We start from the raw sequence: 14,116 nt of genomic DNA on the forward strand, positions 1-14,116 counted from the left end.
TATTTAAAAGCAAAAAAACGGGCGCTTGGCCCGTTTTTATTCTTTTACCTTTGGTAGTATTTTACTTAAAGGTACCTTTTTTTCAATTTGCCAAGTTGTAGGATTTTCTTCGTCATACTGTTCTAAGAAAGTGATCACTTCTTTTGTGATTGGTGTTGGTGTAGAAGCTCCACTCGTCACAGCGACCTTCTGAATTCCTTTTAACCATTCAAGTTTTAATTCTGAAAGGTCTGCGATGCGGTGAGCAGGAGTACCTGCAATTTCTTGTGAGACTTGTGCAAGTCGGTTAGAATTATTACTTTTTGGGTCTCCTACGACAATTAGAAGATCTGCTTCTTTTGCTTGTTCAGCAACGGCCTCCTGCCTAACTTGTGTGGCAAGGCAAATCTCGTTATGAATTTCTGCTTGCGGGTATTTGTCTAATGCTGCTTTCATAATGTGTGAGACATCCCATTGACTCATCGTTGTTTGGTTTGTAATGATGATATTCTCGCTAGTTAGATTAAGACTTTCCACATCTGTCATCGTTTCTACAAGATGTACCTTATCGGGTGCTACACCGATTGCGCCTTCAGGCTCCGGGTGATGTTTCTTACCAATATAAATGACCTCGTATCCGGCAGAAGTTTTTTCCGAAATTAAGTCGTGAGTTTTGGTTACATCTGGGCATGTAGCATCTACCGTCGTTAAGCCACGTTCTTTAGCCATTTTACGGACTTCAAGAGAAATTCCATGTGCTGTAAAAATAACCGTCCCTTTATCAACTTTGTTAAGTATTTCAAGACGATTTGGGCCATCTAATGTAATAATGCCATCTTCCTCAAAAGCATCTGTAACATGTTTATTATGAACAATCATTCCTAGTATATAGATTGGACGAGGTAGATCAAGATTTTTAGCAGCCTGTCTTGCTAACACCATAGCATCAACAACACCATAGCAGTAACCTCGGGGAGATATTTTGAGTACTTCCACTGTTAAGTAGCCTCCTTACTTTTGCTTCTTTCATTATATTGAATGATTGTTTATTACGCAATGATTTACCTAGAGATAAAAAAACAGAACACCCTCTTGATAAGGATGTTCCTGTAACTTATGCTCCTTGAGAAACTTGCACATTTTTATCAATAAAAGCGTATGCTTCATCTTCTGTCATATCATTTGCAAGGATCAGTTCGCTTACAATTAATTGTTTTGCTTTATCTAAGTTTTTACGATCTTGGATATGAAGACCATTTGTTCTTTCATATTCTTTCAAGCTTAGATTAGCAATAACGTGTGCAGCATCGATGATACTTCCAGTTTTTAATAAGTTTTCGTTCTCCCTAGAATATTGTTTAGGGTTTTCATTCTTCGTTTGAATTCCGTTTTGTAGAGCATGAATAAGTTCATCAAGTTGAGTTTCTTCAATTACCTTTCTCAAACCAGAGCTACTAATTCGATCTTCGGGAAGCATTAGTGTTACATCATTCAAAGGGAAATAGAGTACGAAATATGATAATTTCTTCCCTAAGACCTCTTTAACCTCGATATTGCGAATAGTTCCAGCACCGTGATATGGATATACGACGTGATCACCTACATTGAACATAAAGCATACCTCCAAACGTTTTCTATTACAATAAACATCTAGCTCCCCTATATTTGGTAATACTTCACAAACAAGGAAAATGGGAGAATAGTACAAATTAAGCGGAGCGTAATATGTAAAAAAAGTGGTTATTATAGTGAAGATTTTTTGAGGATACGAACAGTATAACACAATTGCCCTAAAAAGAAAAATTTTACAGTACCAAGTGCTTTCCTTTCTACTTCTATAATATGTCCCAATCCTAGTGAAATATGTATGAAAAAGAGAGGATGACTCAAAAAAATAGAGTCAGCCTCTAGTATAAGATAATAAGTAGCGTTAAATATATAATTTTGGTGCAGGAATAGACCCTGTAGACTTCGTAGGCTGGTTAGAATTTTTATCACGTTGTTTCGATTGAGTCCTTGTGTTTTTCTTTGTACTTTTTTGAACAGGTTTTTCTTTTATTTTAATGTTGTTCGATGATTTCTTTTTTTTCTTCTTACGTACTTTTACCTCATTGTAACTTTCTTTTTCATTGTCATCATCTTCAATTGCTATGCTTTCAGTAGGTTCTAATTCGTTATCTTCAGAACCCCCAGTGTTTCTCATCATACTAATTAGTGAAGGTAATGATTTCACAAATGGTGCGTATTGCTGAACCATTGGACTTACTTGTTGAAAAACACCAATTGCTTTTTGTGCATTTTGCAACATACCTAAAATATTTGTAAATCCTCCTCCACCAGCTTGTGCACCACCAAAAAGTTTTGACAATAACCCACCGGATTGACCCATAACCCCTTGTTGAAGAGGCAAATTGCTTAACTGGCTTGCACCACCTTGAAGCATACCTCTAGTTAGCATAGAGGCTCCAGGAGATACTGGTGGCATTTGCGGCGTTGGCATTGGAAACATATGCTCCATCCTTTCGTAAAAACGTCGTTCCTCTACAAATAGGTATATGCACTAAGAGATATCTGTGTGCTTCTTTCTATGATATATTGCAAAATTTGTAGCAATTTTGATTTTATGATAATAATGGTATAGTATTATGGCTAGGATACTAGTACAGAGTAGAGTTAATATTAGGTAGGAGAATGTATATGAGCACTAAATCAAATTTTGAAAGATTTCAGTTAAAGCCATTTATTATTGAGGCCTTAACTGAGCAACGCTTCTTTATGCCAACGGAAATACAAGAAAGATTAATTCCAGCAATTATTTCTGGTAAAGATGTCATTGGACAATCACAAACTGGTTCTGGAAAAACATTGGCATTTTTAATTCCGATTGTTGAGCGTATTGATGTGACAAAAGAAGAAGTACAAGCTGTTATTACAGCACCGACAAGGGAATTGGCTGGACAAATTTTTGCTGAATTAGAAAAAATTCTCAAGAATGCAAATGGTGAGGTGTCAGCGAAGCTTATTGTCGGTGGTACTGACAGGTTACGTGAAATTGGAAGACTAAAAACGCAACCGCAAATAGTAGTTGGTACACCAGGCAGAATTTATGACATGGTTGAAGAGCAGGCGTTAAAAGTCTATACAACTGAAATGTTAGTCGTCGATGAGGCAGATCAAATGCTTGATATGGGTTTCATTGAAGAAGTAGATAAAATTGCTTCAAGAATGGGCGAAGTTTTACAAATGTTAGTTTTTTCTGCTACTATTCCAGAAAAACTACAGCCATTCTTAAAAAAATATATGAATAATCCACGTCATGTACAAGTAGATCCTCATCAAACAACAGCTGAGAGAATAGAGCATTTTTTATTACCTGCAAGGCACAGAGATAGACTAAAACTAGTGGTCGATGTAGCTAAGAAGTATAACCCATATTTTGCGATTATCTTTGCCAACACAAAAGAACAAGTTGATGAAGTTGCCGATGCAATGCTTCAAGCAGGCCTTAATGTCGAAAGGATCCATGGCGGGTTACTACCAAGGCAAAGAAAGCAAGTGATGAAAGAAGTTAATGCTGGGAAAGTTCAGTACTTAGTTGCTTCTGATTTAGCTGCTCGCGGAATTGATATCAAAGGTGTTACTCACATTATTAATTATGAGCTACCTAAAAATGATTTGGATTGGTATGTACACCGTGTAGGTAGATCTGCTCGAGCTGGCGAATCAGGGATTGCTTTATCTATTTACGAAGAGAAGGATGAAGCATCAATTCAAAAATTAACAGATCGAAAAATTCGTTTTACTTATGTGGATCTAAAAAATGGTGAATGGGTAGAATTAGAAAACAAAGTTAGACGCCATGTTAGAAAAACTACACTTGTAACCCCTACTGGTACAAAAAAAGGTACAGTTTTAGCCAATACAGGTGGAAAAGCGAAGGCTAAACCGAAAAAAGTGAAGCCGTCATATAAGAAAAGAGCTAGATGGGCTCAAGAAAAAATTGACCAGAAAGCTAGAAGAAAAAATAAGAAATAGTAAACATATAAAGGAGAAATTGAGAGGATGAAATTAGGTTCACACGTATCCATGAGCGGTAAAAAAATGTTCCTTTCTTCCGTAGAGGAAGCACTTTCATATGGGGCTAACACGTTTATGATTTACACAGGTGCTCCTCAGAACACAAGGAGAAAGCCAATTGAAGAGTTAAATATACCTGCAGGTCTAGCACATATGCTTGAGCATGGGGTTGAAGATGTGATTGTTCATGCACCTTATATCATTAACATTGGAAATTCACAAAAACCAGAAACATTTGAACTGGGTGTAAATTTCTTACGCTCAGAAATTGCCCGGACGCATGAGCTTGGTGCAAAACAAATTGTCTTACATCCTGGTGCGCATGTGAATGCCGGTGCTGATGTTGGAATTAAAAAAATCATTGAAGGTCTAAACGAAGTTTTAGAAAAAGATCAAGAAGTACAAATTGCATTAGAAACAATGGCGGGGAAAGGGTCTGAATGTGGTAGAAGTTTTGAGGAACTTGCTGAAATTATTAGCGGGGTTCACTTCAATGATAAACTATCAATTTGCTTGGATACTTGTCACGTTCATGATGCTGGTTATAATATTGTTGAAGATTTTGATGGTGTACTAAATGAATTTGATAAAATTATTGGAATTGATCGTTTAAAAGTCCTTCACATAAATGATAGTAAGAATGAACGTGGAGCAAAAAAAGATCGTCATGAGAATATCGGCTTTGGTCATATTGGCTTCGACGCATTATGTTACATTGTTCATCATCCACAACTAGTCAATGTACCGAAAATTTTAGAAACACCGTTCGTTGGAGAAGACAAAAAAGATACGAAACCACCATATAAACATGAAATTGCCATGTTACGAAGTAAAACATTTGACCCAGAATTACACCTGAAAATAATGGCATAAATGAACAAAAACCTCCCAGTATTTAGGGAGGTTTTTGTTTTTCACTGTTTAAATGGCTATTAATAAGATTTTGAGAGTGCCAGCATATTGCACTTATAAGTACTTATCATATTGCTTTAACATTTCATTCATTTGCTTTTCGGTCTTGGCGTCTACCTGTTGTTTAATTTTCGCTAATATTCTTTCTCTTTGCCCTAGGTTTGTAACATCAATGTTTTCAGATCGTAGGATAGCAATGATTTTTTGTGCTTGATTATCAGTAATAGTAAATTGATATTGCCTTGCTAATTGGATGAGTTCATCTTTTTTTATAGTATTAAGCTTGTGATTTACCATTTGTATGATAAAAGGGTTCATTTGGGTTATTCCTCCTTTATTAATAATTTCAATCTGTTTATTTTATGTATAGAAACCTAGGATTGTGACCAAAAATTTCTGAAGCGAATTTATGCTTGGTAATAGAAGAAAAATGTTTGCAAAATGGAGGAGAACCTTCTATAATTTAGGTTAAGTTAAAAATGTTTCCTGTAGGAAACATTTTAATATTGAGGCAATAAGGGTATGCACATTTATATCCGTTAAACATATATTAAAATTGATTAGTTTAATAGAGTGCATGAACAAAATTGATAAAGTTCGTTATTACTTTATGAGTTTGCTAAGAGTAAACTTGGTTCTTAAATAAACATGATTATGGAGGAGGACCTGCGATGGCTGCTAATCATCCTGAAATTAAAGTTGAGAGTCTCTCGGTTAACTACGATGGACATCACGCACTAAAAAATATAAATTTCAGCTTTCAGAGTGGTCAGCTAGTTGGAATAATTGGCCCTAATGGTGCTGGAAAATCGACTCTAATAAAAGCGATACTTGGGTTAGAGAAACATATTGGTGAAATTGAGATTTTCGGCAAAACGATTAAAGAGATGAGAAAGAAAATATCATATGTCCCACAACGGAGTGCAATTGATTTTGATTTTCCTGTTTTGGTAGAAGATGTTGTACTTATGGGAAGATATTCATTTATTCCTTGGTACAAAAGAGCTAGTCTAAAAGATAAAGAGATAGCAAAAGAAGCTCTTGAGAAGGTTGGTATGACTGAATTTGCAAAACGACAGATAGGTCAACTTTCAGGTGGTCAGCAACAACGTGTTTTTATCGCAAGAGCATTAACGCAACAAGCAGACATTTTTTTCTTAGATGAACCTTTCGTAGGAATAGATGCTACATCAGAGGAAATCATTGTTAAGCTTTTACGACAACTTCAGCGTGATGGGAAAACAATTTTTGTTGTACATCATGATTTAAGTAAAGTAGAGAAATATTTCGATCAGCTTTTACTCTTAAATCAGGAGCTAATCGGAGCAGGAAAAGTTGCAGATATCTATAAACCTGAATTACTTTCTGCTGCTTATAAAGGAAGTATTACAATGTTTGGGAATAAGGATAACGTGATGGTGGTGAGCAATTAATGCAAGAGATAATGAGTTTTATCGATCAGGTATCTAGATATCAATATTTACAGAATGCTTTAATTGCAGCTATACTGGTTGGCCTTATTTGTGGTATTATTGGCTGTTTTATTATTTTAAGGGGAATGGCTTTAATGGGTGATGCAATTTCCCATGCTGTGTTACCAGGAGTTGTTATTGCGTATATGCTTGGAGCTAGTTTTTTTGTTGGTGCAGTAATCACTGGGGTATTAACGGCATTGGGGATTGGCTATATTTCTCAAAATAGTAGAATAAAAGATGACTCTGCCATAGGAATCATGTTTACAGCTATGTTTGCTTTTGGTGTAGTTTTAAACTCTTCGTTAAGAGGAACGAGCGTAGACCTATGGCATATCCTATTCGGTAATGTCTTAGCGGTATCTAGAGCAGATTTATGGGTAACATTTGGAATGAGTATATTTGTTGTTTTAATGGTTATTCTGTTCTATCGACCATTGTTGCTAAGTACGTTTGATCCTACGATGGCTAAAGCAACTGGGTTACCTGTAAAGTTTATTCACTATATGTTAATGCTTCTTTTATCCTTAGTTACAGTTGTTTCTTTACAGGCAGTAGGAATTATCCTCGTGGTTGCAATGTTAATAACCCCGGGGGCAACGGCCTACTTATTATCAGATAGGCTTTCTGTCATGCTTGTTCTCTCTGCCTTTTTTGGTATCTTTTCAGGAGTTGTGGGGTTATTCTTCTCAGTCATATTTGATGTAAGTTCTGGGTCGACAATTGTTTTAATAGCTTCATTGCTTTTTGGTTTAGCGTTTTTCTTTTCACCAAAACAAGGTGTCGTTTGGAAGTTATTACGATCAAAGCTTCAACAAAATTCATAAAATATAAGAAAAGCGAAGGGATACAATCCTTCGCTTTTTTCTTTCTCAATTGTCTTCGAAATATTTGGCGGCCAAGCGGTAAAAGATTAATTGACTTTGAATTTCTAAGTCATGGACCCCTTTTTTTATATATTTATATGTTCCGTCTTTATCTTGTTGTCTTGCTTTTACGTTGTCTCTAATTGTAATCTCCAAAATATCTTTAATTCTTTTCTTTAGTCTATCTTCGTTTATTGGAAAAAGAATTTCCACTCTCTTTTCCATATTCCTTGTCATCCAGTCAGCAGAAGATAGGTAAGTAGAATTCTTTCCACCATGGTGAAAGTAAAAGACACGACTATGTTCAAGGAAACGATCAACAATACTTCGGACAGAAATATTTTCACTAACTCCAGGTATACCAGGCCTTAAGCAACATATCCCTCTAATAATTAAGTCGATACTGACCCCAGCTTGACTTGCTTCATAAAGCTTCATAATTATTGGTTTATCCGTTAGAGAATTCATTTTTGCGATGATCTTTCCGTTTCCTTTTTGTTTGTGACAAGCAATTTCTTCATCAATTAAGTGTAAGAGTGATTCTCTAATTTCAAAGGGAGCTGTAGATAAGTAGTTCCAAGCAGGTTTTTCACTAAAGCCACTTAAATAATTAAAGAAATTGGTTGCATCTATCCCAAATTTTTCATCACAAGTCAGCAGACCCATATCAGTATAGAGCTTTGCAGTTGTATCATTATAGTTACCAGTCCCTAAATGAACAAAACGTTGAATATGACCTTGATCGTGTCTAACGATTAGTATAATTTTACTATGTGTTTTTAATCCGGTAATGCCATAAATGACATGTACTCCAGACTTCTCTAATTTCTTTGCCCATTGAATGTTATTTTCCTCATCGAAACGAGCTTTCAGCTCAACAAGTACAGTGACTTGTTTTCCGTTTTCAGCTGCTCTTGCTAAGGCATTAATGATGGGGGAGTCTCCACTGACACGATATAGAGTTTGTTTAATAGCCAACACATTAGGATCTTCTGCAGCCGTCGCAATAAAATCAATGATTGGCTGAAATGACTCATAAGGATGATGTAAAAAAATATCTCTCTTTAAGATGGCTTCAAAAATATTCTCATCACTTGCTAAATCTTCTGGCGGTTGAGGAACTAGAGTCTCGTTTACTAAATAATCATGCTCTGCCCCGACATAAGCATAAAATTTATATAAGAAAGTTAGGTCGAGGGGGCCATTAAAAGAGTAGACATCCTTTTCCTTTAATTCTAAGACGTCCAACAAAAATGGTAAAACCTTCTCAGACATTTTTCCACTTTGCATTTCTAGACGAACGGCGGATCCCCATTTCCGTTTTTTTAATTCTTTTTCAATTTCTCTTAATAAGTCTCTAGCGCCTTCCTCGTGTATGGTTAAATCAGCATTTCTTGTAATTCTAAATGGGGATACAGAGAGAACATCATATCCCTTAAAAAGCTTATAAATAAAATGACTAATGATATCTTCAAGCAAAATAAATTGTTTTTGCTCGTTTGCAGGTGGGATAGGAATAAATCGGGTTAGTACACCTGGAACCTGGACAATCGCCAATTTTTCTTTTTTTTGATTAGGCTTTTTTAATAATACAGCTAGGTTTATACTCTTATTTAGGAGCATTGGGAAAGGGCGGTATGCATCAATTGCCATTGGTGTTAACACAGGTAATATATACGTATCAAATCGATCCTGAAGAAATTTTAATTGTTCATTATTACATTGCTCGATGGCTAGAAATTGAAACCCTTCTTGATATAACATTGGAACAAGAGTTTCTGTATAGAGTCGATCTTGTAATGATACAATTCGGTGATTTAGAGCAGAAATTCTTTCAAGTTGTTCACGAGGGGTTAACCCAGCTTTGTTCTCAGGTTTATTAAAACCTGCTTTTACCTGATCCTTTAATCCTGCCACCCGTACCATAAAAAATTCATCTAGGTTAGAACTAAAGATAGCCAAAAACTTTAACCGTTCTAATAAGGGATTTCGCTCATCTATTGCTTCTTCTAAAACCCTTTCATTAAAGCGGATCCAACTGAGTTCGCGGTTATTATAATAAATAGGATTATTCAAATCGATCTCATTAGTAAGAGGACTTGAATTTTCGATCATCAAAATCCACCTTTCCAATCATTGGGTATAGGACTTCTATTATTTTACCAAATATTCTTTAAGACTTTTGTAAATTATATGTTAATTTTTACAAAATAGGAGTTCTATTCGCCGTTTAACCACTTTTTCGAGATGTTTTTTATATTTCTTAGCCTGACTTATTTCGAAATATGCATCTTGATTATGATGTAACTTTAATTCCATCATTTCATTCGATTTTTCTGTTATATGAACTGAAGTAAAAACTTCGCGTTTTGTTCGATTTAAACCGTAGGAAAACTTAAGGATTGCACCTAATAGCTCAATTGTGTCAATCTCATCTCTTTGAAACCAGTCGGTATATGGCTTTAAATAGTTTTGCAGGGTCGCTTTTGATTTAAAAGAAGCAATTAAAGCAATCTTCAATCTTTCTATATGTGTAATTCCATCAATTGATAAGTTTGTTAGTAAATAAAAGGTATGCTGGCTACTTGCTTCATGACTAATAAATTCACCGATATAAAGAACTCGACAGCTTAAATGAAGTAGACGTAAATCCTCCTTAGTTAAGTGGTTAAAGAGCTGAGTCATGTCATCAAATAAGTTGGTCGCAATTTTGGATATGTATTTAACATGTTGAATGTTTATCTCGTAATTTCTCGTCAGTTGATATATGCTTTCTTCTGCAACATTTGGAAATTGCGTTATGTTATTCTGGTTAAAAAGCTCATCATAAAACAGCCCATCCCTTAAACCCTTATTACTCATGATAAAGCTCTTTGAACTAGTAACCTCCATCAACATAATAATTGCTTCAGCCGCTGGAATGATAATATCAGCCCTATCTTTAGAGAGACCCTCTACAAACTGTCTTTCTTTTAAAGAAAGTTTGCCTAAGGTATTAATGATCTCTTTTAAATTCTCAAAGTCCATTTCATATTGATGTAATCCAGATAACGGATAATTTTTACTTCTCTGATGGATAAGAGATAGATTTCTCGCACTACCACCAATACCCACTAGTGGAAGATCGAGTTGCTTAAGCCAATGTAAGGTTTCAAATTGTGTTTTTAAGTATCCTCTAAGGTTCTCTAATTCTTCTTTTGTTGGGATTTCATTTTGAATAAACTTTTGCTTTAAAGAAATGGCTCCGAATGGAAAGCTATGATAGTGCAGTAACTTTCTATTTTTAAATAAAGTTACCTCTGTACTGCCTCCACCGATGTCAATTGTTATCCCATCGTTAATACTCGTGGAATTTGTTACGGCTAAAAAGCCAAAATAGGCTTCCTCATATTCTGATAACACGCGAATTGAAAAATCAGTTTGTTCAGCGATTTTTTTTAGTATTGCTTGTTGATTTTTGGCCTGCCTGATAGCTGCTGTGGCCACACACTTTATAATTGAAAGATTATATGTACGAGTAATCTCTTGGAATTGCTTTAATGTGTTGAGTAAGACACTTACTCCTTTATCTGAAAGTTCTCCGTCCTCAGTAATATGGCTACTTAACCGTGCTACTACTTTTAAATTCTGTATTTCCTTATAGTAGCCTACCCCGTCTAATTGAAAAATCACGAGACGTATTGAATTAGAGCCTATATCAATGAGTGCGATTGACTGTTCTTGTGTCATGGCAGTAACCTCCTAAACTTCCTAATTGGAAAAGGAATGATATTAATTATACAATACTATAATGGAAAGGGTGTATCGTTTACAACAGCCTGATTAGTAATGTATACTACGAATGGACAAAACGGAATGATTCTTAAATTTTTATTGTTTGTAAAACAATGGCATGATCGAGAAAAGCAGAGTGATCCTCTGCTTTCTATATTATCTAGGTTGACATGGTTGTTTGTTAAAAAAACAAGTATTTCTTTAGTATCTTTCAGTGGGGGATAGGATTTTATGTGTAGTGAGTTAAAAAACAATGAGAATGTCATTGATATACAGTCGTTAACGTTTAAATATGGTACGAGAACCGTATTGGATAATATTAACTTGCAGGTGAAAAAAGGAGCCTTTTTAGGACTAGTTGGACCAAATGGTTCTGGTAAATCTACATTACTTAAATGTATTTTAGGTCTCTTGCAACCCTCTAGTGGAAATATTAAACTTTTTGGTAAGTCAAGTCATAAATTCAAGGATTGGGATAAGATTGGTTTTGTATCTCAAAAAGCAAATAGTTTCAATACGGGATTTCCTGCAACGGTTTATGAAGTGGTTTCAATGGGCTTATTTGGAAAAGTTGGGTTGTTTCGTTTTTTAACAAAACAACATAAGGAGAAAGTAAAGGAAGCGATTGAGTTAGTTGGTCTGTCTGAATACATGAAACAAAACATAGGTGAACTTTCTGGTGGCCAGCAACAGCGGGTGTTTATTGCTAGGGCACTTGTTAGTGACCCTGAGCTAATCATTTTGGATGAACCAACCGTGGGCGTAGATATACATTCAGTGAACAACTTCTATGCAATGCTGAGTCAGTTAAATCAAATGGGGATTACCCTTCTTTTGGTAACTCATGATGTATCTGGGATGACAAATCATGTAAATGCAGTTGCTTGCTTAAATAGACATCTACATTTTCACGGGAATACAAAGGATTTTCAAGAAAATCATAAGTTGTCCGCATTTCATGGGCAAGAAGTTCATTTACTTGTTCATAATCACTCTACTCGCGGAGGTGAGTAGAATGGAATTTATTTCAGTTTTTTTACAATATGAATTTTTAAGGAACGCCTTCTTTACAGGAATCATGGTTGGATTTCTAGCGCCTATATTAGGTGTGTTCTTAGTTGTTAGGAGATTAGCATTAATTGCCGATGCATTATCGCACATTACCCTCGCAGGAATTGCAGGGAGCCTTCTTCTAGGGAAGCATATCCTATTTTTTGCTGGTCTTAACCCTCTATATCTAGGTATTATTTTTTCAGTAGGGGGGGCTTTACTCATTGAGAAATTAAGAACAGTGTACAAATCCTACCAAGAACTTTCAATCCCTATTATTCTTTCTGGAGGAATTGGGTTGGGCGTAGTGTTTATATCGTTAGCAGACGGTTTTAATACTGACCTTTTTAACTACTTATTCGGAAGTGTCATTGCTGTTACAAGATCAGACCTCTGGACAATTTCATTTATCACAGCAGTTGTTACAGTATTATTAATTTTCTTTTATAAAGAATTATTCTTTTTATCTTTTGATGAGGAACAAGCGATCGTTTCTGGTATTAATAAGAAGCTGGTTCATTTAGTTTTCATTATTATGGTAGCTCTGGTAATTGCTTCCTCAATGAGAATTGTTGGTATCCTTCTTGTTTCTTCGCTTATGACATTACCTGTTGCAGCGAGTATGCGAATTGCAAAAGGCTTTAAGCAAATGTTTGTATATTCTATCCTATTTGGTGAATTATCAGTTATTATAGGATTAATCAGTGCTTACCACCTTGATTTAGCACCTGGAGGGACAATTGTTGTAACTGCTGTTATTATTTTAATTATAGCTATCATTTGGAAGAAGTTTCGTAAATAGAGGGGGCTTTTTTGTATGGATGTAACGAAGGCATTATTGCTTTTAAAAGAAAAAGGGTACAAGCATACGGGGAAAAGAGAACAAATGCTTCAACTGTTTTCCGATCAAAAAAGATACATTGCAGCGAAGGATGTTTTAGAAGCAATGCAGGGTGACTATCCAGGATTATCGTTTGATACCATTTATAGGAATTTATCTACTTTCGTGGATTTAGGAATATTAGAAATGACAGAATTAGATGGTGAGAAAAAATTCAGGTTTAGTTGTGCCATTGATGGTCATCATCATCATGTGATTTGTTTATCATGTGGCAAAACAAAACACGTTCACCTTTGTCCAATGGATGATTTTAGCGATACGAAGGATTTTAAGATAGTTGGACATAAATTTGAAGTTTATGGTTATTGTAGTGAATGTATATAAAAATAGTAAAAAGTTCTTCCTTAAAAAGGAGGAACTTTTTTACTATTTTATTATTTTGGCAGAAGACCCCCACTTCAAATTTTCAATAGAAAATTAAGTGGCGGGTAGTTCACTTTAACCAGTTATTAACCCATGTGGAAGCTTCATTCCAGTCTTTTACCCTAATCACTTGATGAGGGACTGGGTCTTGGTTATAGGGGGTATCTATTAGGATAACCGGAATTTTACACTCTTCAGCAATATCGCATGCATTATCATGTTTATCTTCAAAAAAGATATCAATATCATTCTTCCTAATGGCATTGAGCTTATCATGTTGACCAAGCAGCTCTATTTGATGAAATGGAATGTTATTTTTTTTAAACCAATTTTCTGTTACTTCAAAAAGATGATTTCCACGTGCACTAATGTACGTGAAATGGTGTGTATCCTGCCAATTCTTAATAGCTTCAGTAAAGAAATTAGCAATTTTTGCATTAGCATAAATAATTGGTTCATGTTTAGACATCCATTGCCAAAACTCTTCTTTAGTAACATTTAATATAGCTGATATTTCGTATTGCGTAATGTCTGACAGGGATATATTTGTTTGAAAGTGTTCATTTAAATATGGAATAAATGTTTCTGGACAGGTAACTGTTCCATCGATATCTAGTCCAAAGCGCATTTGTTTATTCATCTTAAGACCACCAATCATAATTCTTTACTACTTCTATCATAGCACATTCCTTAATATGAAATCATTAACATCTATATATCCT

General features: G+C 35.1%; 14 protein-coding genes. 7 read left to right on the top strand and 7 right to left on the bottom strand.

Features of this window, described 5'->3' with window-relative positions; genetic code table 11:
• Nucleotides 1-36 precede the first annotated feature (36 nt).
• From DS745_RS14330 to vrrA, 3 genes are all read right to left on the bottom strand, one after another.
• On the bottom strand, nt 37-975 hold the full coding sequence (locus tag DS745_RS14330) for a 4-hydroxy-3-methylbut-2-enyl diphosphate reductase (protein ID WP_129078930.1): 939 nt from the start codon (nt 973-975) through the stop codon (nt 37-39).
• Nucleotides 976-1,093: 118 nt separating this feature from the next.
• A complete protein-coding gene (locus tag DS745_RS14335) occupies nt 1,094-1,591 on the bottom strand; it encodes a CarD family transcriptional regulator (RefSeq protein ID WP_129078931.1) in 498 nt (165 codons plus the stop codon).
• A 318-nt stretch (nt 1,592-1,909) separates the two neighbouring features.
• Nucleotides 1,910-2,488, bottom strand: coding sequence for a VrrA/YqfQ family protein (gene vrrA / locus DS745_RS14340; protein WP_161568272.1), 579 nt, complete (start codon nt 2,486-2,488; stop codon nt 1,910-1,912).
• A 188-nt stretch (nt 2,489-2,676) separates the two neighbouring features.
• Between vrrA and DS745_RS14345 the strand changes: the two genes are divergently transcribed.
• Together DS745_RS14345 and DS745_RS14350 are read left to right on the top strand one after the other, a co-directional pair.
• Nucleotides 2,677-4,014: a DEAD/DEAH box helicase gene (locus DS745_RS14345; RefSeq protein ID WP_129078933.1), complete on the top strand. Its 1,338-nt coding sequence runs from the start codon at nt 2,677-2,679 to the stop codon at nt 4,012-4,014.
• A gap of 27 nt (nt 4,015-4,041) precedes the next feature.
• Complete coding sequence (locus tag DS745_RS14350) at nt 4,042-4,929, top strand: deoxyribonuclease IV (protein ID WP_129078934.1); 888 nt, start codon at nt 4,042-4,044, stop codon at nt 4,927-4,929.
• A gap of 93 nt (nt 4,930-5,022) precedes the next feature.
• Here the strand turns inward: DS745_RS14350 and DS745_RS14355 are convergent, their stop codons facing one another.
• Nucleotides 5,023-5,286: a DUF2624 family protein gene (locus tag DS745_RS14355; protein WP_129078935.1), complete on the bottom strand. Its 264-nt coding sequence runs from the start codon at nt 5,284-5,286 to the stop codon at nt 5,023-5,025.
• Between the two features lie 353 nt (nt 5,287-5,639).
• Between DS745_RS14355 and DS745_RS14360 the strand changes: the two genes are divergently transcribed.
• Complete coding sequence (locus DS745_RS14360; protein WP_129078936.1) at nt 5,640-6,401, top strand: metal ABC transporter ATP-binding protein; 762 nt, start codon at nt 5,640-5,642, stop codon at nt 6,399-6,401.
• Nucleotides 6,401-7,267 (top strand): metal ABC transporter permease, encoded by an 867-nt coding sequence (locus DS745_RS14365; RefSeq protein WP_129078937.1) that lies wholly within the window; start codon nt 6,401-6,403, stop codon nt 7,265-7,267. The genes DS745_RS14360 and DS745_RS14365 overlap by 1 nt, the downstream gene beginning before the upstream one ends.
• 45 nt (nt 7,268-7,312) lie before the next feature.
• On the opposite strand, the gene DS745_RS14370 is transcribed toward DS745_RS14365, so the two are convergent.
• Together DS745_RS14370 and ppx are read right to left on the bottom strand one after the other, a co-directional pair.
• The gene (locus tag DS745_RS14370; RefSeq protein ID WP_129078938.1) at nt 7,313-9,421 is read right to left on the bottom strand and encodes an RNA degradosome polyphosphate kinase; all 2,109 of its coding nucleotides are present in this window, start codon (nt 9,419-9,421) and stop codon (nt 7,313-7,315) included.
• Between the two features lie 81 nt (nt 9,422-9,502).
• Entirely contained in the window at nt 9,503-11,035 is a 1,533-nt protein-coding gene (gene ppx, locus DS745_RS14375; protein ID WP_129078939.1) for an exopolyphosphatase, read from the bottom strand.
• A gap of 276 nt (nt 11,036-11,311) precedes the next feature.
• On the opposite strand from ppx, the gene DS745_RS14380 reads away from it, so the two are divergent.
• From DS745_RS14380 to DS745_RS14390, 3 genes are read left to right on the top strand one after another with little or no spacing between them, the layout of a single operon-like run.
• Nucleotides 11,312-12,094, top strand: coding sequence for a metal ABC transporter ATP-binding protein (locus DS745_RS14380; protein ID WP_129078940.1), 783 nt, complete (start codon nt 11,312-11,314; stop codon nt 12,092-12,094).
• Nucleotide 12,095: 1 nt separating this feature from the next.
• Nucleotides 12,096-12,932, top strand: a complete 837-nt coding sequence (locus tag DS745_RS14385; protein WP_129078941.1) for a metal ABC transporter permease — start codon at nt 12,096-12,098, stop codon at nt 12,930-12,932.
• A 15-nt stretch (nt 12,933-12,947) separates the two neighbouring features.
• Nucleotides 12,948-13,355 carry a Fur family transcriptional regulator gene (locus DS745_RS14390; RefSeq protein WP_129078942.1) on the top strand — a complete coding sequence of 136 codons (408 nt, stop codon included), beginning with the start codon at nt 12,948-12,950 and terminating at the stop codon, nt 13,353-13,355.
• Between the two features lie 109 nt (nt 13,356-13,464).
• Here DS745_RS14390 and DS745_RS14395 read toward each other — a convergent pair whose 3' ends face one another.
• Nucleotides 13,465-14,034 carry a hypothetical protein gene (locus tag DS745_RS14395; RefSeq protein WP_129078943.1) on the bottom strand — a complete coding sequence of 190 codons (570 nt, stop codon included), beginning with the start codon at nt 14,032-14,034 and terminating at the stop codon, nt 13,465-13,467.
• Between the last annotated feature and the right edge of the window lie 82 nt (nt 14,035-14,116).

The organism is Anaerobacillus alkaliphilus (genome assembly GCF_004116265.1).
Classification (GTDB): domain Bacteria; phylum Bacillota; class Bacilli; order Bacillales; family Anaerobacillaceae; genus Anaerobacillus; species Anaerobacillus alkaliphilus.

Excerpts from the sequence above, each read along its gene's own strand:
- DS745_RS14335 (WP_129078931.1), bottom strand. The coding sequence starts at position 1,591 with ATGTTCAATGTAGGTGATCACGTCGTATATCCATATCACGGTGCTGGA.
- vrrA (WP_161568272.1), bottom strand. The coding sequence starts at position 2,488 with ATGTTTCCAATGCCAACGCCGCAAATGCCACCAGTATCTCCTGGAGCC.
- DS745_RS14345 (WP_129078933.1), top strand. The coding sequence starts at position 2,677 with ATGAGCACTAAATCAAATTTTGAAAGATTTCAGTTAAAGCCATTTATT.
- DS745_RS14350 (WP_129078934.1), top strand. The coding sequence starts at position 4,042 with ATGAAATTAGGTTCACACGTATCCATGAGCGGTAAAAAAATGTTCCTT.
- DS745_RS14355 (WP_129078935.1), bottom strand. The coding sequence starts at position 5,286 with ATGAACCCTTTTATCATACAAATGGTAAATCACAAGCTTAATACTATA.
- DS745_RS14360 (WP_129078936.1), top strand. The coding sequence starts at position 5,640 with ATGGCTGCTAATCATCCTGAAATTAAAGTTGAGAGTCTCTCGGTTAAC.
- DS745_RS14365 (WP_129078937.1), top strand. The coding sequence starts at position 6,401 with ATGCAAGAGATAATGAGTTTTATCGATCAGGTATCTAGATATCAATAT.
- DS745_RS14370 (WP_129078938.1), bottom strand. The coding sequence starts at position 9,421 with ATGATCGAAAATTCAAGTCCTCTTACTAATGAGATCGATTTGAATAAT.
- ppx (WP_129078939.1), bottom strand. The coding sequence starts at position 11,035 with ATGACACAAGAACAGTCAATCGCACTCATTGATATAGGCTCTAATTCA.
- DS745_RS14380 (WP_129078940.1), top strand. The coding sequence starts at position 11,312 with ATGTGTAGTGAGTTAAAAAACAATGAGAATGTCATTGATATACAGTCG.
- DS745_RS14385 (WP_129078941.1), top strand. The coding sequence starts at position 12,096 with ATGGAATTTATTTCAGTTTTTTTACAATATGAATTTTTAAGGAACGCC.
- DS745_RS14390 (WP_129078942.1), top strand. The coding sequence starts at position 12,948 with ATGGATGTAACGAAGGCATTATTGCTTTTAAAAGAAAAAGGGTACAAG.
- DS745_RS14395 (WP_129078943.1), bottom strand. The coding sequence starts at position 14,034 with ATGAATAAACAAATGCGCTTTGGACTAGATATCGATGGAACAGTTACC.